The sequence below is a fragment of the Limosilactobacillus secundus genome (assembly GCF_020784695.1).
GTDB classification, from domain to species: Bacteria; Bacillota; Bacilli; order Lactobacillales; family Lactobacillaceae; genus Limosilactobacillus; species Limosilactobacillus reuteri_F.
Window position 1 is genome coordinate 1 of sequence record NZ_JAJGUA010000022.1, and the last position, 21516, is coordinate 21516.

The 21516-nt window shown below is 38.7% G+C and carries 21 protein-coding genes; 19 read left to right on the forward strand and 2 right to left on the reverse strand.

Annotated features, from left to right (window positions below):
- Nucleotides 1–149: 149 nt before the first annotated feature.
- Complete coding sequence (gene lexA / locus LMB57_RS00530; RefSeq protein ID WP_003674334.1) at nucleotides 150–776, reverse strand: transcriptional repressor LexA; 627 nt, start codon at nucleotides 774–776, stop codon at nucleotides 150–152.
- A gap of 128 nt (nucleotides 777–904) precedes the next feature.
- Here lexA and LMB57_RS00535 point away from each other — a divergent pair, with 128 nt between their 5' ends.
- Entirely contained in the window at nucleotides 905–1156 is a 252-nt protein-coding gene (locus tag LMB57_RS00535) for a DUF896 domain-containing protein (RefSeq protein WP_003674333.1), read from the forward strand.
- A gap of 73 nt (nucleotides 1157–1229) precedes the next feature.
- Nucleotides 1230–1457, forward strand: coding sequence for a YneF family protein (locus tag LMB57_RS00540; protein ID WP_003666855.1), 228 nt, complete (start codon nucleotides 1230–1232; stop codon nucleotides 1455–1457).
- A gap of 43 nt (nucleotides 1458–1500) precedes the next feature.
- On the opposite strand, the gene LMB57_RS00545 is transcribed toward LMB57_RS00540, so the two are convergent.
- Nucleotides 1501–2139, reverse strand: a complete 639-nt coding sequence (locus tag LMB57_RS00545) for a lysophospholipid acyltransferase family protein (protein WP_003668200.1) — start codon at nucleotides 2137–2139, stop codon at nucleotides 1501–1503.
- Between the two features lie 95 nt (nucleotides 2140–2234).
- Here LMB57_RS00545 and LMB57_RS00550 point away from each other — a divergent pair, with 95 nt between their 5' ends.
- From LMB57_RS00550 to infB, 17 genes are all read left to right on the forward strand, one after another.
- Nucleotides 2235–2990 (forward strand): tRNA1(Val) (adenine(37)-N6)-methyltransferase, encoded by a 756-nt coding sequence (locus LMB57_RS00550; RefSeq protein WP_229272188.1) that lies wholly within the window; start codon nucleotides 2235–2237, stop codon nucleotides 2988–2990.
- Complete coding sequence (locus LMB57_RS00555) at nucleotides 2980–3270, forward strand: GIY-YIG nuclease family protein (protein WP_229272187.1); 291 nt, start codon at nucleotides 2980–2982, stop codon at nucleotides 3268–3270. Before LMB57_RS00550 ends, LMB57_RS00555 begins: the two co-directional genes overlap by 11 nt.
- 1 nt (nucleotide 3271) lies before the next feature.
- The gene (locus tag LMB57_RS00560; RefSeq protein WP_229272186.1) at nucleotides 3272–4264 is read left to right on the forward strand and encodes a D-2-hydroxyacid dehydrogenase; all 993 of its coding nucleotides are present in this window, start codon (nucleotides 3272–3274) and stop codon (nucleotides 4262–4264) included.
- Nucleotides 4265–4426: 162 nt separating this feature from the next.
- The gene (rpsB, locus tag LMB57_RS00565; protein ID WP_228341929.1) at nucleotides 4427–5215 is read left to right on the forward strand and encodes a 30S ribosomal protein S2; all 789 of its coding nucleotides are present in this window, start codon (nucleotides 4427–4429) and stop codon (nucleotides 5213–5215) included.
- A gap of 96 nt (nucleotides 5216–5311) precedes the next feature.
- A complete protein-coding gene (gene tsf, locus LMB57_RS00570; protein ID WP_003666861.1) occupies nucleotides 5312–6187 on the forward strand; it encodes a translation elongation factor Ts in 876 nt (291 codons plus the stop codon).
- 81 nt (nucleotides 6188–6268) lie between these two features.
- Nucleotides 6269–6991: a UMP kinase gene (gene pyrH / locus LMB57_RS00575; RefSeq protein ID WP_003666862.1), complete on the forward strand. Its 723-nt coding sequence runs from the start codon at nucleotides 6269–6271 to the stop codon at nucleotides 6989–6991.
- 4 nt (nucleotides 6992–6995) lie between these two features.
- The gene (gene frr, locus LMB57_RS00580) at nucleotides 6996–7559 is read left to right on the forward strand and encodes a ribosome recycling factor (protein ID WP_229272185.1); all 564 of its coding nucleotides are present in this window, start codon (nucleotides 6996–6998) and stop codon (nucleotides 7557–7559) included.
- 207 nt (nucleotides 7560–7766) lie between these two features.
- Nucleotides 7767–8546: an isoprenyl transferase gene (locus LMB57_RS00585; RefSeq protein ID WP_267493707.1), complete on the forward strand. Its 780-nt coding sequence runs from the start codon at nucleotides 7767–7769 to the stop codon at nucleotides 8544–8546.
- Nucleotides 8547–8565: 19 nt separating this feature from the next.
- Nucleotides 8566–9351, forward strand: a complete 786-nt coding sequence (locus tag LMB57_RS00590; protein ID WP_229272184.1) for a phosphatidate cytidylyltransferase — start codon at nucleotides 8566–8568, stop codon at nucleotides 9349–9351.
- A gap of 22 nt (nucleotides 9352–9373) precedes the next feature.
- Nucleotides 9374–10648 (forward strand): RIP metalloprotease RseP, encoded by a 1275-nt coding sequence (rseP, locus tag LMB57_RS00595; RefSeq protein ID WP_229272183.1) that lies wholly within the window; start codon nucleotides 9374–9376, stop codon nucleotides 10646–10648.
- A 27-nt stretch (nucleotides 10649–10675) separates the two neighbouring features.
- Entirely contained in the window at nucleotides 10676–12409 is a 1734-nt protein-coding gene (locus LMB57_RS00600) for a proline--tRNA ligase (protein WP_229272182.1), read from the forward strand.
- Between the two features lie 75 nt (nucleotides 12410–12484).
- Nucleotides 12485–16816 (forward strand): PolC-type DNA polymerase III, encoded by a 4332-nt coding sequence (locus LMB57_RS00605; protein ID WP_229272181.1) that lies wholly within the window; start codon nucleotides 12485–12487, stop codon nucleotides 16814–16816.
- Between the two features lie 133 nt (nucleotides 16817–16949).
- The gene (rimP, locus tag LMB57_RS00610) at nucleotides 16950–17423 is read left to right on the forward strand and encodes a ribosome maturation factor RimP (protein ID WP_003674323.1); all 474 of its coding nucleotides are present in this window, start codon (nucleotides 16950–16952) and stop codon (nucleotides 17421–17423) included.
- Nucleotides 17424–17443: 20 nt separating this feature from the next.
- Complete coding sequence (nusA, locus tag LMB57_RS00615) at nucleotides 17444–18631, forward strand: transcription termination factor NusA (protein WP_229272180.1); 1188 nt, start codon at nucleotides 17444–17446, stop codon at nucleotides 18629–18631.
- A gap of 28 nt (nucleotides 18632–18659) precedes the next feature.
- The gene (rnpM, locus tag LMB57_RS00620) at nucleotides 18660–18962 is read left to right on the forward strand and encodes an RNase P modulator RnpM (RefSeq protein WP_003668183.1); all 303 of its coding nucleotides are present in this window, start codon (nucleotides 18660–18662) and stop codon (nucleotides 18960–18962) included.
- On the forward strand, nucleotides 18949–19260 hold the full coding sequence (locus LMB57_RS00625) for a L7Ae/L30e/S12e/Gadd45 family ribosomal protein (protein ID WP_229272179.1): 312 nt from the start codon (nucleotides 18949–18951) through the stop codon (nucleotides 19258–19260). The genes rnpM and LMB57_RS00625 overlap by 14 nt, the downstream gene beginning before the upstream one ends.
- 13 nt (nucleotides 19261–19273) lie before the next feature.
- Nucleotides 19274–21514 (forward strand): translation initiation factor IF-2, encoded by a 2241-nt coding sequence (gene infB / locus LMB57_RS00630; RefSeq protein ID WP_229278028.1) that lies wholly within the window; start codon nucleotides 19274–19276, stop codon nucleotides 21512–21514.
- Nucleotides 21515–21516: the final 2 nt, after the last annotated feature.

Here is a 21516-nt window from a genome sequence, read left to right on the forward strand (position 1 = left end):
TAAGGCAAAAGAGGCCTTTTTATATAATTTTTATCGCCCACCCGCATAGCAGGTGGTTTTTTGTTTCGTGCACTCGCTCTGCTCGCGCACTCAACCAGGCCTAAAGACATTAATAAAAAAGAGCCCTTTTTGGACTCTTTTTATTAGGCTTAGAAAATATGATCACGAAATAGTCCCACCACTTTACCAAGGATTTTCACATTGTCTAAGAAGATTGGCTCCATCGTATCATTTTCTGGCTGTAAACGAAAACGTGTTTTTTCTTTATAGAATCGTTTACAAGTAGCCTCATTATCATCGTTCATTGCAATAACGATATCACCATTTTTAGCTGTGGATTGTTTACGTACAATTACTTGATCGCCATTAAAAATCCCTGCTTTAATCATACTGGTTCCACGAATGGTAAGCATAAACAAATCATTATTATCTTGAATAGAAGGAGGTATCGGGAAAAACTCAGTAGCATTTTCGACTGCTAAAATTGGTTGTCCAGCTGTAACAACACCAAGCATTGGGATTTCTTTTTGAATCGGTTTTACACCTAAAATATCAAGCCCTTTGGATGTAATCTCAAGTGCTCGAGGCTTAGAAGGATCTTTTTGTAAGAATCCTTGTTCAATTAAGCGAGAGATGTGTCCATGGACTGTTGAAGTTGAAGACAATCCAACAGCACTACAAATTTCGCGAACAGTCGGTGGATAGCCATGATCTTCAACTTGTTTATGAATATAATTTAGGACGGCCATTTGTTTATTTTTTGCTACCTTTGCCATATTGACACCTCATTATCATTAATTGTGTTAAGCTTATCATAGATAGATGCATATTTCAAACGTACGTTCGTGATTTGCATTAATTTTATAAAATAAGTAAAATCGACTTTACTAAGGAGATGACTATAATGGCTGAATCAAAAGAACAAGATGCTTTATTAAAGCGGATTAATGAGCTTGCTCATAAGAATAAAGAAGAAGGCTTAACTGAAGAAGAAACTAAGGAACGAGATCGATTACGTAAGGAATATCTAAAGAACTTTAGAGAAGCGATGCGTAGTAATATTGAAATGATGCGGATCTTTGATAAAGAAGGGAAAGAGGTTACTCCTGAAAAGGTTCGTGAAATTCAACGTAAAAAAGGACTTCGTGACGATTAACAGTGATTTGCTCTTTTCAAAAATTGCTCTTTCGTGTAAGATGGATAGGTAACGAGCAAAGGAGGGAGTAATTGTGGGTATGACGATCATGCTAATGATTCTTGCATTATTAGTCGGTTTGGTTATCGGCTTCTTTGGTGCACGTAAATACATGGAAAACTACCTCCGCAATAATCCACCGATTTCGGAAGAGATGCTGCGGACGATGATGCTTCAAATGGGACAAAAACCATCAAGTCGTAAATTACATCAAATGATGCAAGCGATGAAAGCACAAGCTAAAAAGTCGAATCGTAAATAATATAAAAGGATGTGATAATTATCACATCCTTTTATATTGGAAATTAAAATTCGTCATTCTTCGGCTTTGGAGGAACAATATATTTATAATTGGGATCAATTTGTCTATCTAATTGGTCAAAAGCGTCTTGCATTTGCTTTTCTAAATCAGCCTGTACTTCGGGGGTGAGCCGTTGCTTTCGGTCAATATAAATAGGCTTCCCAAATGCAATTTGGCGCGGCTTACGAGTAAATAGCTGGCCAAATTTTAGAGGTCCCTGGTAAACAGCAGGAACTAAGGGGACGTTTGCCATTTTAGCGATCACGGTGGCCCCGCCTTTTAATTTAGATGAGTAGCGTGAGCCGCTAGGGAAAATAATGGTCGATAAGTCAGTTTTCTTTAAAATTGTAACCGGCTTTTTAATAGCAGACGGACCAGGATTTTTCCGATCAACTGGATAGGCATTTAACGCTTTTAAGAATTTGCTAGCAATTGGATTCTTAAAAAGTTCTTTTTTAGCCATGAAGCTAAATTTTTTTGGCCATACGGCAAGCGCTAGTAAGACAGGATCCATCCAAGTACGATGAGGTGCAATAATAATATAATTGCCTTCAGGGATATTTTCCCGATTGTATATTTTAGGTCGCCCGTTAATCAAATTTAAAAATGGATTAACGATTTTAACGAGAAAAGTGTACAACATGTCAATCTTCCAATCTATAACAAAATTAAGTTTTCGTTCCTCAGTATGACGAAAAAAAGTGGATCTTGCAAGTACAAAAAATAATGGAGGGCATAATGGAAAATAGAAATATTCTTAAAAAAAATGAAAGAATTGATCAGTTATATAGTCAGGATGTAAGGATAATCCAAAATCCCCATTATTTTGCTTTTTCATTAGATGCGGTCTTATTAGCAAATTTCGTGCGTCCCAATCATCGACAGAAATTGAAAATTGTTGATTTATGCGCTGGAAATGGGGCAATCGGCATTTTTCTCCACAATAAGCTTGGTGGAACATTTACTGAAGTTGAATTACAACCACAAATTGCTGATATGGCTAAACGGACAATTTTGCTAAATGATTTACAAGATCGATATACCGTCATTAATGCTGATATTGCTAACGTTAATGATTATATTTCTAAGGATTCGATTGATATTGTCCTTTGTAATCCTCCTTATTTCCCAGTTACAGCCCAAAGCCAGAAAAATCCAAATAAAGCTTTAGCGATTGCTCGTCATGAAATAGCAACCGATTTAGTGACGGTTATTCAAAAGATGAGTGGTTTATTAAAAATGAATGGTCATGGGTATCTTGTACATCGTCCAGATCGTTTAGGTGAGATTTTACAAGTGTGTCAGGAAAATAGATTAGCACCTAAAAGAATTCAATTTATTCATCCTAAACCTGATCGTGATGCGAATATTTTGTTGCTTGAAGTGATTAAGGATGGCCGGCCTGGAGGAGTAAAAGTAGTACCACCATTGATTGTTCATGGAGCGGATAACGAGTATACTCCAGCGGTTCAGGAGTTATTATATGGCAAGTGAGAAATACTATATTTATGTATTGTATTGCGCGGATAATAGCTTTTATTGTGGTTTTACCAACAATGTTAAACGGCGCTTTCATACCCATCAGACTTATCAAGGGGCAAAATATACTCGTGTGAAAAAGCGTCATCCGCTAAAGCTTATTTATTCAGAAGAATTTGAATCAAAGCATGATGCCTTGAGTGCGGAATATTATTTTAAACATCAAACTCGCCGCCAAAAAGAAAAATTTTTACTAGACCACGGTGTCAATTTGTTAAAACTATGGAGGAATTAAGATGAAAATTTATGTGTATGGTGTTTATCAGGATGAAGTTCCTTACATTAAGGAATGGCAAGAGGAACATCCTGAAGTAACTGTCGACTCAACAACGAAACTTTTAGATGAAAGCACAGTCAATTTGTCTAAAGGAAGCGATGGAGTAGTAGTATTCCAGCAAAAGCCTTATTCAGATGAGGCCTTACGTCAATTAGCGCTTAATGGCATTACAAAGATGTCATTGCGAAATGTTGGGGTCGATAATCTTAACCATGAATTAGCGCGAGAACTTGGTTTCCAAATTACCAATGTACCGGTTTATTCCCCAGCTGCGATTGCTGAATTTTCAGTTACTCAAGCGCTTAACCTTTTACGTCGAACAAAAGAATTTTATTTAAAATTAGCGAAAGGAGATTATAACTGGGCACCACATATTGCTAAGGAAATGAATAAGCAGGTTGTCGGGATAGTTGGAACAGGAAACATTGGATCCACAGCCGCTAAAATCTTTGCTGGTTTTGGTGCAAAAGTGATTGCATATAGCCGTCATCAAAATAAGGAACTAGAAGGAATTGTTGAATACGTTAGCCTTGATGAATTATATAAACGGGCAACAGTTATTTCGCTTTATTTGCCTCATGTTCCAGCAACAGATAAAATGCTTAATGAAAAAACATTTGCAATGATGCAGGACGGGGTCTTACTGGTTAACACTGCACGTGGACCATTAGTCGATGAAAAAGCATTGATCGAAGCGTTGAATAGCGGTAAAGTCGGAGGAGCTGCTCTAGACGTAATGACTGGCGAAACCAAGATTTTTAACCAGCAAATTGATTTCCAAGAAGTCGATTATGATGAATTTAAGGATTTAGTTGATCGGCCAAATGTTTTAATCACACCCCACATTGCTTTCTATACTGATCAAGCAATTAAAAATATGGTTAAGATGAGTTTGTCTGCCAATCTAGATTTGATTAAAACTGGCACCTCAGATAAACTAGTTAAATTTTAAAATAAGTTAAGTGAAAAACCTTGTCAGTTTGCAAGGTTTTTTGTATACTATATTTCGGTGTTACGCGCCAATTTCACACCCAGAATGATGGTGGTGAGGGTGCTTAAATAGTCCCATTGCCAGAAGAAGACTGGGGAGGAAAAACAATTTGGAGGTATATTTATGTCTGTTGTATCTATGAAGCAATTGCTTGAAGCCGGTGTCCACTTTGGTCACCAAACTCGTCGTTGGAACCCAAAGATGGAAGAATACATCTTTACTGAACGTAACGGTATTTACATCATTGACTTACAAAAGACTGTTAAGTTAATTGATACTGCTTACAACTACATGAAGGATGTTGCTGCTAACGATGGTGTTGCTTTATTTGTTGGTACAAAAAAGCAAGCTCAAGATGCTATTGAAGAAGAAGCTACTCGTGCAGGTCAATACTACGTTAACCACCGTTGGTTAGGTGGTACTTTGACCAACTGGAAGACTATCCAATCACGGATTGCTCGTTTGAAGGAACTTAAGAAGATGAGCGAAGACGGTACATTTGATGTTCTTCCTAAGAAGGAAGTTGCTGTTTTAACTAAGCAACGTGAAAAGCTTGAACGTTTCCTTGGTGGTATTGAAGATATGCCACGGATTCCAGATGTTATGTTCATTGTTGATCCTCACAAGGAACAAATCGCTGTTAAGGAAGCTCAAAAGTTACACATTCCAATCGTAGCTATGGTTGATACTAATACTGACCCAGACGACATTGATTACGTTATCCCATCAAACGATGATGCTATCCGTGCCGTTCGCTTAATCACTTCAAAGATGGCTGATGCTTTTGTTGAAGGTAAGCAAGGTCAAGACGATGCTCAACAAGAAACTGCTGATGATAACGCTACTAACGAAACTGTTAGCGAAGATTCATTAAAGAACTTGAAGAACAGCGTTGAAGGTAAAGAAGACTAAAATCATTAAATTCTTGGGCTGTTTTGTACGGACCATTCTGGCCTAAGTACTAAACAGCCCTTTTTCAAAAAAGATTATAAAAGGAGAGATTTCGTCATGGCTGAAATTAAAGCTGCTCAAGTTATGCAATTACGTAAAAAGTCCGGTGCCGGTATCATGGATGCTAAGAAGGCATTAGTTGCTAGTGATGGTGACATGGACAAAGCAATGGACTACCTTCGTGAAAAGGGTATTGCTAAGGCAGCCAAGAAGAGTGACCGTGTTGCAGCTGAAGGATTAGCTGATATTGCTGTTAATGGTAATACAGCTGCAATCGTTGAATTGAATTCAGAAACTGATTTCGTTGCTGCTAGTGAACCATTTAAGGACTTATTGAAGAAGGTTACTAAGTTAATTAGTGAAAACAAGCCTGCTAATGTTGAAGAAGCATTAGAAATCAAGACTGAAAATGGCACATTAAATGATGATATTATCAGTACTACACAAAAAACTGGTGAAAAGGTTAGCCTTCGTCGGTTTACTGTTGTAGAAAAGGATGACGGCGATAGCTTTGGAGCATACTTACACCAAGGTGGTCAAATTGCTGCATTGGTTGTCTTAGAAGGTGCTGATGATGCCACTGCTAAAGACGTTGCAATGCACGTTGCAGCTATCAACCCTGAATTCATGACTCGTGATGATGTTTCTCAAGAACGTCTTGACCATGAACGTGCTATCTTCAAGGAAGAAACTTTAAACGAAGGAAAGCCTGAAAAGATCGTTGACAAGATTGTTGAAGGTCGTTTGAACAAGTTCCTTTCACAAATTTGTTTAGCAGATCAAGACTTTGTTAAGGACTCTGACCAAACTGTTGAACAATATGTTTCAAGTAAGAATGGTAAGTTGAAGTCCTTCATTCGTTACGAAGTCGGTGAAGGAATCGAAAAAAAGCAAGATGACTTTGCTCAAGAAGTTAAGGACCAAATGAACTAAGCGTTCGGTCAAAAGGAGGACGTACTCAATGTAGTGCGTCCTTTTTTAAAAATTAACTTGCAAATTCAAGGAGGATATCGTATGGCAGATATTAAATATAAGCGAGTAATTTTAAAGCTCAGTGGAGAAGCATTAGCTGGTGACAAGGGTTTTGGAATCAACCCTCCCGTTTTAAAAGATGTAGCTAAGGAATTAAAAGAAGTTCATGATTTGGGCGTTCAAATTGCCATCGTTGTTGGTGGTGGTAACATGTGGCGTGGTGTTACTGGTGCTGAATTAGGGATGGAACGTGCGCAAGCTGACTACATTGGAATGTTGGCAACCATTATGAATGCCTTGTCACTTCAAGATGCGCTTGAATCAATTGGTGTTCCTACCCGGGTACAAACTTCAATTGAAATGCGGCAAATTGCTGAACCATATATTCGGCGGAAAGCTATTCGTCATTTAGAGAAAGATCGAATCGTTATTTTTGCTGGTGGAACAGGAAGTCCTTACTTCTCAACTGATACTACTGCCGCATTACGAGCAGCAGAAATCAACGCTGATGCCATTTTAATGGGTAAAAATGGGGTTGACGGTGTTTACTCAGCTGATCCAAATAAAGTTAAGGATGCTACTAAGTTTGATCATTTAACCCATATGGATATCATTGAAAAGAATTTACATGTAATGGATACTACTGCTAGTTCACTATCGATGGACAATCATATTCCATTGGTAGTCTTCAACTTGAACACATCAGGCAATATTATGAAAGTAGTAACTGGTCAAGAAGTTGGTACAACAATTGAAGGAGACTGATAATATGGCTACAGGAAAAGAAATTTTAAATGATGCCAAACAAAAAATGGCAAAATCAGGTGATGCACTTCAACGGACACTTGCTGATATTCGTGCTGGTCAAGCCAATGCAAGTTTATTAAATTCTATTAAAGTTGAATATTACGGAGCTCCAACTCCATTAAATCAAGTTGCATCAATCACAATTCCAGAAGCACGACAATTATTAATCACTCCTTATGATGAGAGCGTGCTTGAAGAAATTGAAAAAGCAATCTATGCATCTAATTTAGGATTAACTCCTCAAAACGACGGAAGCTCAATTCGCTTAATCATTCCACAATTAACTGAAGATCGGCGGAAAGAATTAGTAAAGGACGTTAAAGCTGAATTAGAAAAGGCAAAAGTTGCAGTTCGAAACGTTCGTCGTGAAGCGATGGATGACTTAAAGAAGGGTAACAAGAACGGCGACTTTAATGATGATGAATTCCATGATCTTGAAAAGAAAGTTCAAAACGAAACAGATGCTGGAATTAAGAACCTTGAAGATATTGCAAATGCAAAAGAAAAGGAATTAATGGAAGGCTAGTTTTCAGAAATAAAAAGGTTGTGAACTTTGCGTAAGTCCACAACCTTTTTATTTTGGCTAAAATTGAATTGTTATGATAAAACTATGTAACAATTTACTGTGGATTGACAAATCGAAATTTGCCTCTGGTATAATAAAAGCTATAATTAATTGGCAGACGTGAATTTTTAATAAATGTCTGTAATTAATCTTAAGTACATGATAAAAATGGAGGAACAATTAGTGTTTTCCAAAAGTAAACATGATGAAATAAATCAGCAACTTGATATGGAACGTATTCCTAACCATATTGCAATTATTATGGACGGTAATGGCAGGTGGGCGCAGAAACGACACCTTCCACGAGTTGCTGGTCATAAGCAAGGAATGCAAACAGTAAAAAAGATTACAATTGCTGCTAGTGAATTAGGGGTAAAAGTCTTATCATTATATGCTTTTTCAACCGAAAACTGGAAACGTCCTTCTTCAGAGGTAAGTTATTTAATGCAGTTGCCTGTCCGCTTCTTCTCAACATTTGTTCCAGATCTTATCAAACATAATGTTAAGGTGACGGTAATGGGAGATATTACGCAATTACCTGAAGCCACACAAAAAGCTGTTAAAGATGCAATGGCTGATACAGCTCACTGTACAGGAATGATTCTCAACTTTGCTTTGAACTATGGGAGTCGAGATGAGATCACTCAAGCTGCTAAAAAGATTGCAGAAGACATTCAAAATGGGAACTTGGCAATTGCGGATATTGATGAAGCTTCCTTTGGCAAGTACTTAATGTCGGCAAAATTGGGGCCATTTGCGGACCCTGATCTGCTAATCAGAACAAGTGGCGAAGAGCGGATTAGTAACTTTATGCTGTGGCAAATTGCTTATAGTGAATTGGAGTTTGTTCCAGAACACTGGCCAGACTTTGATGAAGACTCATTGCGATCAGCGATAATTGCCTATCAAGGACGGCATCGGCGGTTCGGTGGGCTAAAAAATCAATAAATAATAAGGGGATTTTGTTTTGAAAACAAGAATAACGACCGCGGTAATTGCACTTGCAATCTTTATACCGCTTATTATATATGGTCATTGGCCATTAACAATTGCAGCAGTTGCCTTAGGAATGGTTGCAATGTCAGAAATATTGGTAATGAAAAAAATGTTTGTAATTTCATTTGAAGCTTTGATCAGTTATCTGGGGGTTGCTTTATTAATATTGCCAGATAGCTGGCTTGACTTCTTACCCAGTGTTGCAACTCGATGGTTCGGATTCTATATTTTAGTTGTTTTACTTCTATTACATACAGTTATTCGAAAACAACGCTTTACTTTCGATGATGCTGGGGTTTTAACATTAGCAATGCTCTATATTGGAATGGGATTTCGCTACTTTATTGCTGCTCGGGCAATCAATTTTCAAACGCTATTATATGGAATGCTAATCGTTTGGATTACAGATAGTGGAGCATATTTAATTGGCCGAAAAATCGGTAAAAATAAACTTGCTCCTAAGATTAGTCCTAATAAAACTTGGGAAGGTTCAATTGGTGGTACATTAGCTGCTGTTATTATTTTGACTATTTATTGCTACTTTATTCCTGTTGGTGCAGGTTGGGTAACAATGATATTCGTTACTTTGATTCTTTCAATCTTCGGTCAATTTGGTGACTTAATCGAATCATCATTAAAACGCTACTATGGTGTAAAGGATTCAGGAAAAATTCTTCCAGGCCATGGTGGAATCTTAGATCGGTTTGATAGTATGCTAATTGTTATGCCAATGCTTCATTTATTAGGGATCATTTAATCAAACGTAAGGAAGAGATTTTTTGATAATAACAATTATTACATTTATTATTGTTTTTGGAATCCTTGTCCTTGTTCATGAATATGGTCATTATTATTTTGCTAAACGAGCAGGAATTTTGGTTCGTGAATTTTCAATAGGAATGGGTCCAAAAATTTGGTGGAAACGGAAAAATGGTACTACCTATACTATTCGAATCTTGCCCCTCGGTGGTTATGTTCGGTTGGCTGGTGCTGATGATGAGGACCAAGATGAGTTAAAGCCAGGTACCCCTCTAACAATTCAGCTAAATGATCAAGATAAAGTTATTAGTATTAATGCTAGTGATAAAACAACCTTATTTCAGGGGATTCCTCTTCAACTAGTTGCTTGTGATTTAGAAGATGGCTTATGGATAAAAGGATATGTCAATGGGGACGAAGATCAGCTGAAGGTATATAGTGTTGACCATGATGCAAGGATTATTGAGCGAGACGGAACCGAGGTGCAAATTGCTCCACGTGATGTGCAATTTCGTTCAGCAAGTCTTCCTGCCCGGATGATGACCAATTTTGCTGGTCCAATGAATAATTTCATTTTGTCCTTAGTAGTATTTATCATTCTTGGTTTCACTTTAACGGGTGTACCAACTAATAGTAATCAATTAGGGCAAGTTAACGCAGGTTCCGTAGCTGCCAAAGCGGGCTTAAAAGCAAATGATCGGATTGTTAAGATTAACAACCAAAAAATAAATAATTGGACTGACCTTTCAACTAACATTTCAAATAAGCCTAATAAGACAGTGTCAGTAACGTATGAACGTGGTAATAAAACTTATCATACTAAGCTAACACCAAAAGCAGTTGAGCGAGGCCATCAAAAAGTTGGTCAAATTGGAATTGTCGAAAAGCAAGAAAAGAGTTTAGCTACGCGTCTGAAGTTTGGATGGCAACAATTTATCCAAGCGGGAACATTAATCTTTAGTGTTCTTGGCCACATGGTTACCCATGGGTTTAGCTTAAATGACCTTGGTGGACCGGTAGCAATTTATGCAGGGACATCGCAAGCCACTTCATTGGGAATCAATGGAGTTTTAAATTTCTTAGCCCTCTTATCAATCAACTTAGGAATTGTTAACTTATTACCAATTCCAGCATTGGATGGCGGAAAATTGTTATTGAATATTGTTGAAGCGATCATTCGGCGACCAATTCCTGAAAAAGCTGAGGGAATTATCACAATGATTGGTTTCCTAATCTTACTAACACTTATGGTTTTAGTAACATGGAACGATATTCAAAGATATTTTATTCGGTAATTAAAAAACAAAGGAGTATATTTTTTAATGAAACAGTCAAAGGTATTAATTCCAACAAAAAAAGAGGCCCCAAGTGATGCGGAAGCCTTAAGTCATAAGATGATGATTCGTGCCGGCTACATTTACCAAGTATCCGCGGGGGTATGGTCATATTTACCGTTAGCTTACCGGGTTATTCGAAAAGTAGAAAATATTATTCGTGATGAAATGGATAAGGCGGGAGCGGTTGAAATGCTTATGCCGGGACTCCTTCCAGCTGATTTGTGGAAGGAATCTGGTCGTTACGAAAGCTATGGTGATAATCTTTTCAAACTTAAAGATCGTCGTGACCGTGACTTTATTTTGGGCCCAACTCATGAAGAAACCTTTACTGAAGTATTGCGTGATAGTATTAAATCGTACAAGAAACTTCCATTAGTAGTTTATCAATTACAAGATAAGTTTCGTGATGAAGATCGTCCTCGTTACGGCATTCTACGTGGAAAAGAATTTGAAATGCTTGACGGTTACTCTTTCTCAGCAGATCAAGAAGGATTAGACGAAGCCTACAATAATCAAGCAAAGGCTTACCGAAATATTTTTGATCGGATTGGCTTAAACTATAAAGTTATTCTCGCTGATTCGGGAACCATGGGTGGTAAGAACTCACAAGAATTCTCTGCACCTGCTGAAGTAGGGGAAGATATAATCGCTTATACTGATGGGGATTACGCTGCTAATATTGAGAAAGCTGAAAGTAAATTTACTGGTGTACAACAAACAGCAGCTCCTGCACCAATCGAGAAGCAGGCTACTCCGGGTGCTCATACAGTGGATGAAGCTGCGGAAAGTTTAGATCTTGATCCTAATCAAGTTATTAAATCAATGCTTTACATTGCTAAAATGAGCGAAGATGAATACCAACCAGTCTTAGTCTTAATGCGCGGCGATGATGAAGTTAATGAAGCAAAGGTAACAAATGCTCTTGATTGTGAAGAACTTGAATTAGCTACAGAAGAAGATGCCGAAAAGTACCTCAATGCTCATCCTGGATCATTAGGACCTGTCGGAGTAGGCGAAGAAGTAAAAATTCTTGCTGATAATTATGTTAAGGTCTTAGTTAACATGGCATGTGGTGCCAATGAAGATGGTTACCACTATGTTAACGCTAATATTGATCGCGACTTCCGCGTTGATCAGTTTGGTGATTTCCGGAATGTTAAAGAAGGCGAAATTGCTCCTGATGGTCAACCACTTAAATTTACTCCCGGAATTGAAATTGGTCATATCTTTAAGCTAGGTACTCATTACTCAAGCAAACTTGGTGCCCAAGTCCTTGATAGCAATGGTCGCTTGACAGACGTAATCATGGGAAGCTATGGGATTGGTGTAACCCGTTTATTGTCAGCTGTTGCAGAACAAAATGCTGATGAAAATGGTCTTGTATGGCCTGATAGTATTGCTCCATTTGATGTTCACGTCATTCCAGTTAATGCGAAGAAAGAAGACCAAATGGCAATGGCTGATAAGATTGATCAACAATTAACTGAAGCTGGTTATGAGGTATTAGTAGATGACCGGAAAGAACGAGCAGGGGTTAAATTTGCTGATTCAGACTTGATTGGTATTCCAATTCGGGTTACTGTTGGTAAGAAAGCGCAAGATGGTATTGTTGAAATTAAAATCCGTAAAACTGGTGAAACTGTTGAAGTTAAACAAGAGGAACTAGTAAATACGGTGGGAATTTTATTAAAGCAATTGAACGAAGAAAAAAACAAATAATTTAAACTAATGTGGCTGCGATGTTAAGATAAGTAACGTTATTCGCACCACATTTTTAAGTAGGAGGATTAGAACGTGGGATTAAGTCGCCAAGAATTATTTGGAAAACTATTAGAACAAATTCACTTTCCGGAAAAAGACAATTCTGCATTCAGAAATGCCGCAGTTCAATCAGTTGTTGTTCATAAAAAGTCTCGACAATGGGAATTTCACTTAATCTTTAATAAGGCTTTACCATATGAATTATTTACGCAGTTCAACCAGAGCTTACAGCTAGGTTTTAAGGATATTGCTAAAGTTAGTTTAAAGATTAGTACTCCCATGACAGAACTTGATGAGTCACAAATAGCTAATTATTGGCAGTTCATCATTAATAGCGCAATTAGTGATACACCAATGCTTCAACAAGCTTGCTTACAAACAGCACCCGAGGTTAAGGATGGTCGTGTAACACTGGTTGTCGAAAATGAGGTAATTAAAGATTTACTAGCGCAGAAAGCATTAGACAAGATTGAAAAATCGTATCAAGAGCTAGGGTTTCCTAAATTTAGGATTCATCCGTTTGTTGACCAGTCAGCTTCGCAAGCAAAAATTGAAGAACTAAAAGCTAAACACGAGAAGGCAGATGCTGCACTTGCTGCCAAGGCCGCTGCCCGTATTAAGAAAAATGAGGCGGCAAAGAAAACAGCAAAGAAAGATGCTCCAGTTGCCCCTGCCGATGGTCCAGTCCAACTTGGCCGGATGATTGATAGTAAGCAGAATGTTATTCAAATGAAAGATATTGAGGGCGAAGAGAGGTCCGTGGTTGTTGAAGGATATGTATTTAATGCAGAAATTCGCGAACTACGCTCAGGTCGTCAATTATTAACATTTGAAATTACGGACTACACTTCTTCTTTTGCAGTGAAGAAGTTCTCACGTAACAGTGATGAAGAAGCCCAATTTGCCAATATTAAAGCAGGAATGTGGTTGAAAGTTCGCGGACCTGTGCAAGAAGATACCTGGATGCGGGACTTGGTAATCACGGCTTATGATGTTAATGAAGTAACGCATGCAGCGCGTCAAGATAAAGCTCCCCAAGATGATAAACGAGTTGAGCTCCATACACATACCACAATGAGTCAGATGGACGCCACTAATTCGATTACTGAGCTTGCAACTCGTGCTCATAAGTGGGGACATCCAGCGATTGCGGTAACCGATCATGGGAATGTTCAGGCTTTTCCAGAAGCATTTAGTGTAGCCCAAAAAACTGGTATTAAAATGCTATATGGGATGGAAGCTAATGTTGTTGATGATGGAATTCCGTTGGTATATAACGAAAATCATGACGAACTCGCTCATCAGACCTATGTCATTTTTGACGTGGAAACGACAGGGTTATCAGCGATTTACGATAAGGTAATTGAATTATCTGCCGTTAAAATGCAAGATGGAAATGTCTTAGAACGTTTTGATGAATTCATCGATCCTGGTTTCCCATTATCAGAACAAACAACTAATTTAACTAGTATCACCACTGAAATGGTTCAGGGTTCCAAAACTGAAGAAGAAGTTTTTCAGATGTTTAAGGACTTTTGTAAGGGCTGTATTATTGCTGGTCATAACGTTTCATTTGATATGGGGTTTATGAATACTGGTTATGAACGTCACAAAATGGGAAAAATCGCGGAACCAGTAATCGATACATTACCATTGGCGCGATTCTTATATCCTGATATGCGAGGATACCGATTAAACACGCTTAGTAAAAAATTTAAGGTAGCGTTGGAACATCACCACCGTGCTAACTATGATTCGGAAGCTACAGGACACTTGCTTTATAAGTTCTTGAAAGATGCTGAAGCCCGTTATGATGTGAAGTATGTGGATGATTTAAACAAGCATATGGAAGAAAATAATGCTTACCGTCATGCTCGGCCTTTTCATGTAACGATTTTTGCGCAGACCCAGGCTGGCTTGAAAAACTTATTTAAGTTAGTATCGCTATCAAACGTTGAATATTTCTACCGGGTACCGCGAATTCCGCGAACAGTGCTGACGAAATATCGTGAAGGACTTCTTTTGGGAACTGCTTGTTCATCGGGAGAAGTATTTACCGCAATGATGGAGAAGGGGTACGATCAAGCACTAGAAAAGGCTCGCTACTATGATTTTATTGAAGTTCAGCCCAAGCCAAACTATGCACCGTTGCTTGAACAACACGTGATTGCAGATGAAGGTCACCTTGAAGATATCCTCAAAAATATGGTCAAACTGGGGGATGAGTTGGAAAAAACAGTGGTTGCCACTGGAGATGTCCATTACCTTGATCCACATGATGGAATTTACCGTAAGATCTTGATTAACTCGCAAGGTGGCGCAAACCCGTTAAATCGAACTGAGCGTCCAGAAGTTCACTTTAGAACGACTGATGAAATGCTAAATGAATTTGCTTTTCTCGGTGAAGAAAAAGCCCACGAATTAGTTGTGGAAAATAGTAATAAGATTGCAGCTGAGATTGATGACAATATTCGGCCAGTAAAAGATAAACTTTATCCACCGCATATGAAGGGGGCCGAACAGGAAATCCAAGACCGGACATGGAATACTGCGAGAAAATGGTATGGTGATCCTTTGCCACAACTAGTTCAGGACCGGATTGAATTAGAGTTGAACAGTATTGTTAAGAATGGTTTCTCTGTTCACTATTTAATTGCTCAACGACTAGTAGCTAAGTCCAATAAAGATGGATACTTAGTAGGTTCGCGGGGATCTGTTGGCTCAAGTGTGGTTGCAACTCTTTCGGGAATTACAGAAGTTAACCCCTTGCCCCCGCATTACCGTTGTCCAAATTGTCAATTTACTCACTTCTACACGCAAGGGGAATATAGTTCAGGTTTCGATTTGCCAGATAAAAAATGTCCAAAGTGTGGCACTTTAATGGTAAAAGACGGTCATGATATCCCATTCCAAACTTTCCTTGGGTTTAAGGGGAATAAGGTCCCAGATATTGATTTAAACTTCTCTGGTGACTACCAGCCAATTGCCCATAACTATATGAAAGTCTTATTCGGTGAAAAAAATGTATTCCGTGCCGGGACGATTGGTACGGTTGCCGACAAGACGGCATATGGATATGTGAAAGCTTACGAACGAGATACAGAAAAAGAATTTAGAAAGGCAGAGGAGGATCGCTTAGCAAAAGGAGCTACTGGTGTTAAGCGAACTACTGGTCAGCACCCAGCAGGGATTATTATTGTTCCCGATGATATGGACATTTATGACTTTACACCTGTTCAGTATCCTGCTGATGATCAAACAGCTGCCTGGGAAACAACCCACTTTGATTTCCACTCGATTCACGATAATATTCTTAAAATGGATATTTTGGGACATGATGATCCAACGATGATTCGTGCCTTGCAAGATTTATCAGGAATTGATCCTCAATCGATTCCAATGGATGATCCAGGAGTGATGGCCTTATTCTCTAGTCCTAAGGTATTGGGTGTAACTGAAGAACAAATTCAAAGTAAGACTGGTACGCTAGGATTGCCGGAATTTGGAACGCGATTTGTCCGGGGGATGTTGGAGGATACTCATCCGAAAAACTACTCGCAATTACTACAAATTTCTGGCCTTTCACATGGGACTGGTGTGTGGCTGGATAATGCCCAGGAACTAATCAAACAGGGAATCGCCACTATCGCTAATGTGATTGGTTGTCGTGATAACATCATGACCGACTTAATCCACTATGGAATGGACTCAGAAATTTCTTTCCAAATTATGGAACACGTACGGAAAGGTCGCGGAATTCCAGACGAATGGCAAGAAAAGATGCATGAAGCTAATGTTCCACAATGGTATATGGACTCATGCTTGAAGATTAAGTACATGTTCCCGCGGGCGCATGCGGCTGCTTATGTCTTGATGGCCCTGCGAATTGCTTACTTTAAGGTTTACTTCCCGTTAGTTTATTATTGTGCATTCTTCTCCGTACGAGCAGATGACTTTGATGTAGTAGCGATGTCTCACGGTAAAGATGCGGTTAAGCAACGGATGAAAGAAATCAATGATAAGGGAAACGATGCTAGTGCAAAAGAGAAGAATCTCTTAACAATTCTTGAACTAGCTAATGAGATGCTGGAACGGGGCTTTAAATTTAAGATGGTTGATATAGAAAAATCGGATGCTTCTGATTGGTTAATTGATGGTGATTCATTAATTGCACCATTCCGGGCAGTTCCTGGATTAGGACTAAACGTTGCTAAGCAAATTGTTGCTGCACGTGAAGAACGGCCATTCCTTTCTAAGGAAGATTTGGCAGAACGTGGAAAAGTTTCCCAGACACTGATTGACTTCCTCACGGATAATCATGTATTAGATAAACTGCCTGATGAAAATCAACTTAGCTTGTTTTAAGGAATAACAATGAAAACATGCTTCATTGCTTGCCAGTAGCTATGTTACATGCTACAATAGATTATGGTAAATAACTCGTGGGAGTGAGCAGAGATGCTCGCTCTTTTTATTGCAAATAATGGAGGTGACACGTTTGAGCAGTGTTGTAGAAACTGTAACAGATCTTGTAACACCGATTTTACAGGACCATGATTTTTACTTATATGACTTAGAGTTTGTAAAAGAAGGTAAAAGCTGGTATCTCCGCGTTTATATTGATAAAGACGGTGGGATTACGCTAGAAGATTGCGCACTTGTCAGTGATGAATTAAGCGAAGCATTAGATAATGTTGAACCTGATCCAATTCCACAGGCTTACTTTTTAGAAGTTTCCTCACCAGGTGCTGAACGCCCACTGAAGAAAGAGGAAGATTATCAACGAGCAATTGACCATTACATTCACATCTCTCTTTACCAACAGATTAATGGTCAAAAGGTTTATGAGGGTACATTAACGCAATTATCTGATAAAGAAATTACGTTGGATTATTTAGATAAGACTCGTCATCGGCAAATTACGATTGATCGTCAGAAAATTGCTCAGGCCCGATTAGCGATTAAATTCTAGTATTAAAGGAGTGTCGAAAGGTGAGTAAGCCAAAAATTAACACTGAAATGATTGGCGCCCTTGATTATCTTGAAAAAGAAAAGGGTATCAAGAAAGAGATTGTTATTGAAGCGTTAGAACAAGCCCTTGAATCAGCATACAAGCAAAATTACGGTGATAAGAATGTTGAAGTAGAATTCAATTCATTGACCGGTAATATTAAAGTCTACGCTGTAAAAACAATTACTGATGATGAAGAAGCAGTAGAAGCAGACAGCAACGAATTCATGAGTTTAGCTGATGCGCGGAAACTTCCTCATGGTCAAGGTTATGATATTGGCGATGAAATTCGCGAAGAAGTTACTCCTCGTGACTTTGGGCGGATTGCTGCCCAAACTGCCAAACAAGTGGTAATGCAACGTCTCCGTGAAGAAGAACGAAAAATCATTTACGACAAGTACAAGACTTATGAAAATGAGATTATCACTGGTGAAGTTTCACGAGAAGATAAGCGTTTCACATACGTTGATTTAGGAGATGGTGTAGAAGGTGCCATGGGCTTTAGAGATAAGATGCCTAATGAGCACTACCATGTCCATGATCGGATTCAAGTATACGTAACGAAAGTAAATGACGATCGTCGGGGACCGCAAATCTTTGTTAGCCGGACTGCTCCAGAACTTTTGAAGCGATTATTTGAACGAGAAGTGCCTGAAATCAAAGATGGGACTGTCTTAATCGAAAATATTGCTCGTGAAGCAGGTGATCGTGCTAAGGTTGCGGTATATTCAAATGATCCTAATGTTGATCCAGTGGGAACTTGCGTTGGTCCACGAGGTTCTCGTGTCCAAGCAATTGTTAATGAACTTGATGGCGAGAATATGGATATTGTGGAGTATGTTAAAGATCCGGCTAAGTTTATCGCTAATGCCTTGAATCCAGCAGAAGTACTTGATGTAATCTTTAACGAAGAAAAGGCCGCAAGCGAAACTGAGGATAGCGAAGGAGAAGAAACAACAGAAGGACAAACAGAACGTTCATGCACTGTCGTTGTCCCAGATAACCAATTATCCTTAGCAATCGGTAAGCGGGGACAAAATGCTCGTCTCGCTGCTCGTTTGACTAAGTACAAGATTGATATCAAGTCTGAATCTGAAATGGCTAAAAATGATCAAGAATCTGAGGAAGTAGCTGATTCAGAAGAAAATATTGACAATAACGAAGAATAACTAGAAATTAAGCAGCGGGGTGAAAATAATGAAAAAGAGAAAAATACCGATGCGTAAAGACATTGTTACCGGTGAAATGATGCCCAAACGGCAATTAATTCGGGTAGTTAAGAATAAGGAAAATGAAGTCTCCTTAGACCCAACTGGTAAGAAGCCTGGACGTGGAGCATATGTTGCAGTAGATGTGGATATTGCAAAGCGCGCCAAGAAAGAAAAAACTTTTGAAAAGGCTTTTCATGTTCAACTTGATGAATCATTTTATGATGAATTAATCAAGTATGCAGACCACCTACAGGCACGACAAGAGTTATTTGGTAATGATCAAAAATAAAGAACAGGTCTTAAACCTCCTTGGAATCGCTCGGCGTGCCCGGCAACTTCAAAGTGGGGAAGAGATTGTCTTAAAAAATATTCAAACTAAAAAGGCAAAGTTTGTATTCCTAGCTTCAGATGCTGGAAAGGCTAGTGCAAAAAAGATTACTGATAAATGTAAATTTTATGGCATTCCTTTTTCAACAGCTTTTACTAGAGAACAGCTTAGCCAGGCAACAGGGCAAGCACGAACAGTTTTTTGTGTAATGCAATCAGGTTTTGCAAGAAAGTTTGAGGAACTACTAACTATGAGATAAGGAGTGTGAGCATATGGCCAAAGAACGAATTTATGAATTAGCTAAGGAATTAAAAATGCCTAGTAAAGACTTAGTTAATATGGCCAATCGGCAAGGAATGGGAGTTAAAAGTCACATGTCTTCTGTCACCCCCGATCAAGCGCAACAATTACGTCAACTTGCAAAGGATGGACAAAAAACAACTAATAATCAACACCAACCAGTAAAGAAAAATGATGGTCATAATAAACAAAATAACCATCAGGCGCAAAATCATAATCAACACCACGATCATGATAAAGCACAAAATGAGCGTCCACAAAAGAAAAACAATAACCGACCAAACAATGGAACAAAAGATAATAATCAACACCAAAATAACGGGGGTCGGTTTGGCGGCAGCTTGAATAACGATCAGGGCCGTAATGGCAAACGCTTTAATAAGAAACATAATAAGAATAAGCGGTTACGTGAGGTAGCTCATAAGCAACCAACACAACGAAAAGATAAGCCGCTTCCAGAAGTATTGGAATATACTGATGGGATGAATGCCCAAGACTTAGGAAAGATCTTACACCGTTCACCAGCAGAAATCGTTAAAAAGTTATTTATGCTTGGTGTAATGATCAACCAGAATCAGTCACTTGATAAGGATACAATTGAATTATTAGCAACTGATTACGGTATTGAGGCTAAGGAAAAGGTTCAAGTTGATGTTTCAGACATTGATAAGATGTTTGAAGATGAACAAAATAATACTGAACATCAAGTAACGCGGCCAGCTGTTGTTACTGTTATGGGACACGTTGACCATGGTAAGACAACCTTACTTGATAAATTACGTCACTCTCATGTTACTGAACATGAAGCGGGAGGAATTACCCAGGAAATTGGTGCTTACCAAGTTCATTATAATGACCAATTAATTACTTTCCTTGATACGCCTGGACACGCTGCCTTCACTGAAATGCGTGCACGGGGAGCTAATATTACTGATATTACGGTCCTTGTTGTTGCAGCTGATGATGGAGTTATGCCACAGACAGTTGAAGCTATTCACCACGCACAAGCTGCCCAAACACCAATTATTGTTGCGGTTAACAAGATTGATAAGCCAGGTGCAAATCCAGATCGTGTAACTGAAGAATTAGCAAAGTATAACTTAATTCCGGAAGACTGGGGTGGAGATACAATTTTTGTTAAGATTTCTGCCAAATTTGGTAAGAATCTTGATGAATTACTTGATATGATTCTGCTTCAAGCTGAAATGCTGGAATTAAAGGCTAATCCAGATCAAAATGCGGCTGGGTCAGTTGTTGAAGCCCGTCTTGATCAAGGTCGGGGATCAGTTGCTACTGTTTTAGTTCAACAGGGTACTCTTCATGTTGGGGACCCAATTGTTGTTGGTAACACATTTGGTCGTGTGCGGACAATGACAAATGAAAATGGTCGTCGTATTAAAGAAGCTACCCCATCTACTCCTGTTGAGATTACTGGCCTAAATGAAGTACCAGAAGCTGGGGATCGGTTTGTTGTCTTTGATGATGAAAAGACTGCCCGTGCAGCAGGTGAAGAACGTGCTAAACGTGCAATGGATAAAGAACGTCAAAAGACTTCTCATGTTACATTAGATAACCTTTTTGCAACTATGAAGAAGGGTCAAATGAAGACCTTACCAATTATTATTAAAGCCGATGTTCAGGGATCAGTTGAAGCTTTAAGTCAAAGCCTTCAAAAGATTAAAGTTGACGGTGTTCGTGTTGATATTATTCACCAAGCTGTTGGTGCCATTAATCAAAGTGACGTTACTTTGGCTGAAGCATCGAATGCGGTTATCATTGGATTTAATGTTCGTCCAACTGCCGTAGCTAAGACATTAGCTGATTCTAATAGTATTGATATCCGTCTTCACCGTGTTATTTACGATGCAATTGAAGAAGTTGAAGATGCGATGAAGGGGATGCTTGAACCGGTATACAAAGAAGAAACAATTGGTCAAGTAGAAGTTCGTCAAATCTATAAGGCATCAAAGGTTGGTACAATTGCCGGGGGAATGGTTACGTCTGGTAAGATTACCCGTGATGCAAAAGTCCGTTTAGTTCGTGATGGTGTTGTTATTTACGAAGGTGAATTAGGTAGTCTTAAACGCTTCAAAGATGATGTCAAAGAAGTTAAGCAAGGTTACGAATGTGGTTTGACAATTGAAAACTACAATGATATTAAGGAAATGGATGTTATTGAAGCCTACAAGATGAAGGAAGTTCCAGTTAAATAAAA

What these genes read in the sequence shown, in the direction of transcription:
- lexA (WP_003674334.1), bottom strand. Translation starts at nt 776, where the DNA reads ATGGCAAAGGTAGCAAAAAATAAACAAATGGCCGTCCTAAATTATATT.
- LMB57_RS00535 (WP_003674333.1), top strand. Translation starts at nt 905, where the DNA reads ATGGCTGAATCAAAAGAACAAGATGCTTTATTAAAGCGGATTAATGAG.
- LMB57_RS00545 (WP_003668200.1), bottom strand. Translation starts at nt 2,139, where the DNA reads ATGTTGTACACTTTTCTCGTTAAAATCGTTAATCCATTTTTAAATTTG.
- LMB57_RS00550 (WP_229272188.1), top strand. Translation starts at nt 2,235, where the DNA reads ATGGAAAATAGAAATATTCTTAAAAAAAATGAAAGAATTGATCAGTTA.
- LMB57_RS00555 (WP_229272187.1), top strand. Translation starts at nt 2,980, where the DNA reads ATGGCAAGTGAGAAATACTATATTTATGTATTGTATTGCGCGGATAAT.
- LMB57_RS00560 (WP_229272186.1), top strand. Translation starts at nt 3,272, where the DNA reads ATGAAAATTTATGTGTATGGTGTTTATCAGGATGAAGTTCCTTACATT.
- rpsB (WP_228341929.1), top strand. Translation starts at nt 4,427, where the DNA reads ATGTCTGTTGTATCTATGAAGCAATTGCTTGAAGCCGGTGTCCACTTT.
- tsf (WP_003666861.1), top strand. Translation starts at nt 5,312, where the DNA reads ATGGCTGAAATTAAAGCTGCTCAAGTTATGCAATTACGTAAAAAGTCC.
- pyrH (WP_003666862.1), top strand. Translation starts at nt 6,269, where the DNA reads ATGGCAGATATTAAATATAAGCGAGTAATTTTAAAGCTCAGTGGAGAA.
- frr (WP_229272185.1), top strand. Translation starts at nt 6,996, where the DNA reads ATGGCTACAGGAAAAGAAATTTTAAATGATGCCAAACAAAAAATGGCA.
- LMB57_RS00585 (WP_267493707.1), top strand. Translation starts at nt 7,767, where the DNA reads ATGGAGGAACAATTAGTGTTTTCCAAAAGTAAACATGATGAAATAAAT.
- LMB57_RS00600 (WP_229272182.1), top strand. Translation starts at nt 10,676, where the DNA reads ATGAAACAGTCAAAGGTATTAATTCCAACAAAAAAAGAGGCCCCAAGT.
- rnpM (WP_003668183.1), top strand. Translation starts at nt 18,660, where the DNA reads ATGAAAAAGAGAAAAATACCGATGCGTAAAGACATTGTTACCGGTGAA.
- LMB57_RS00625 (WP_229272179.1), top strand. Translation starts at nt 18,949, where the DNA reads ATGATCAAAAATAAAGAACAGGTCTTAAACCTCCTTGGAATCGCTCGG.
- infB (WP_229278028.1), top strand. Translation starts at nt 19,274, where the DNA reads ATGGCCAAAGAACGAATTTATGAATTAGCTAAGGAATTAAAAATGCCT.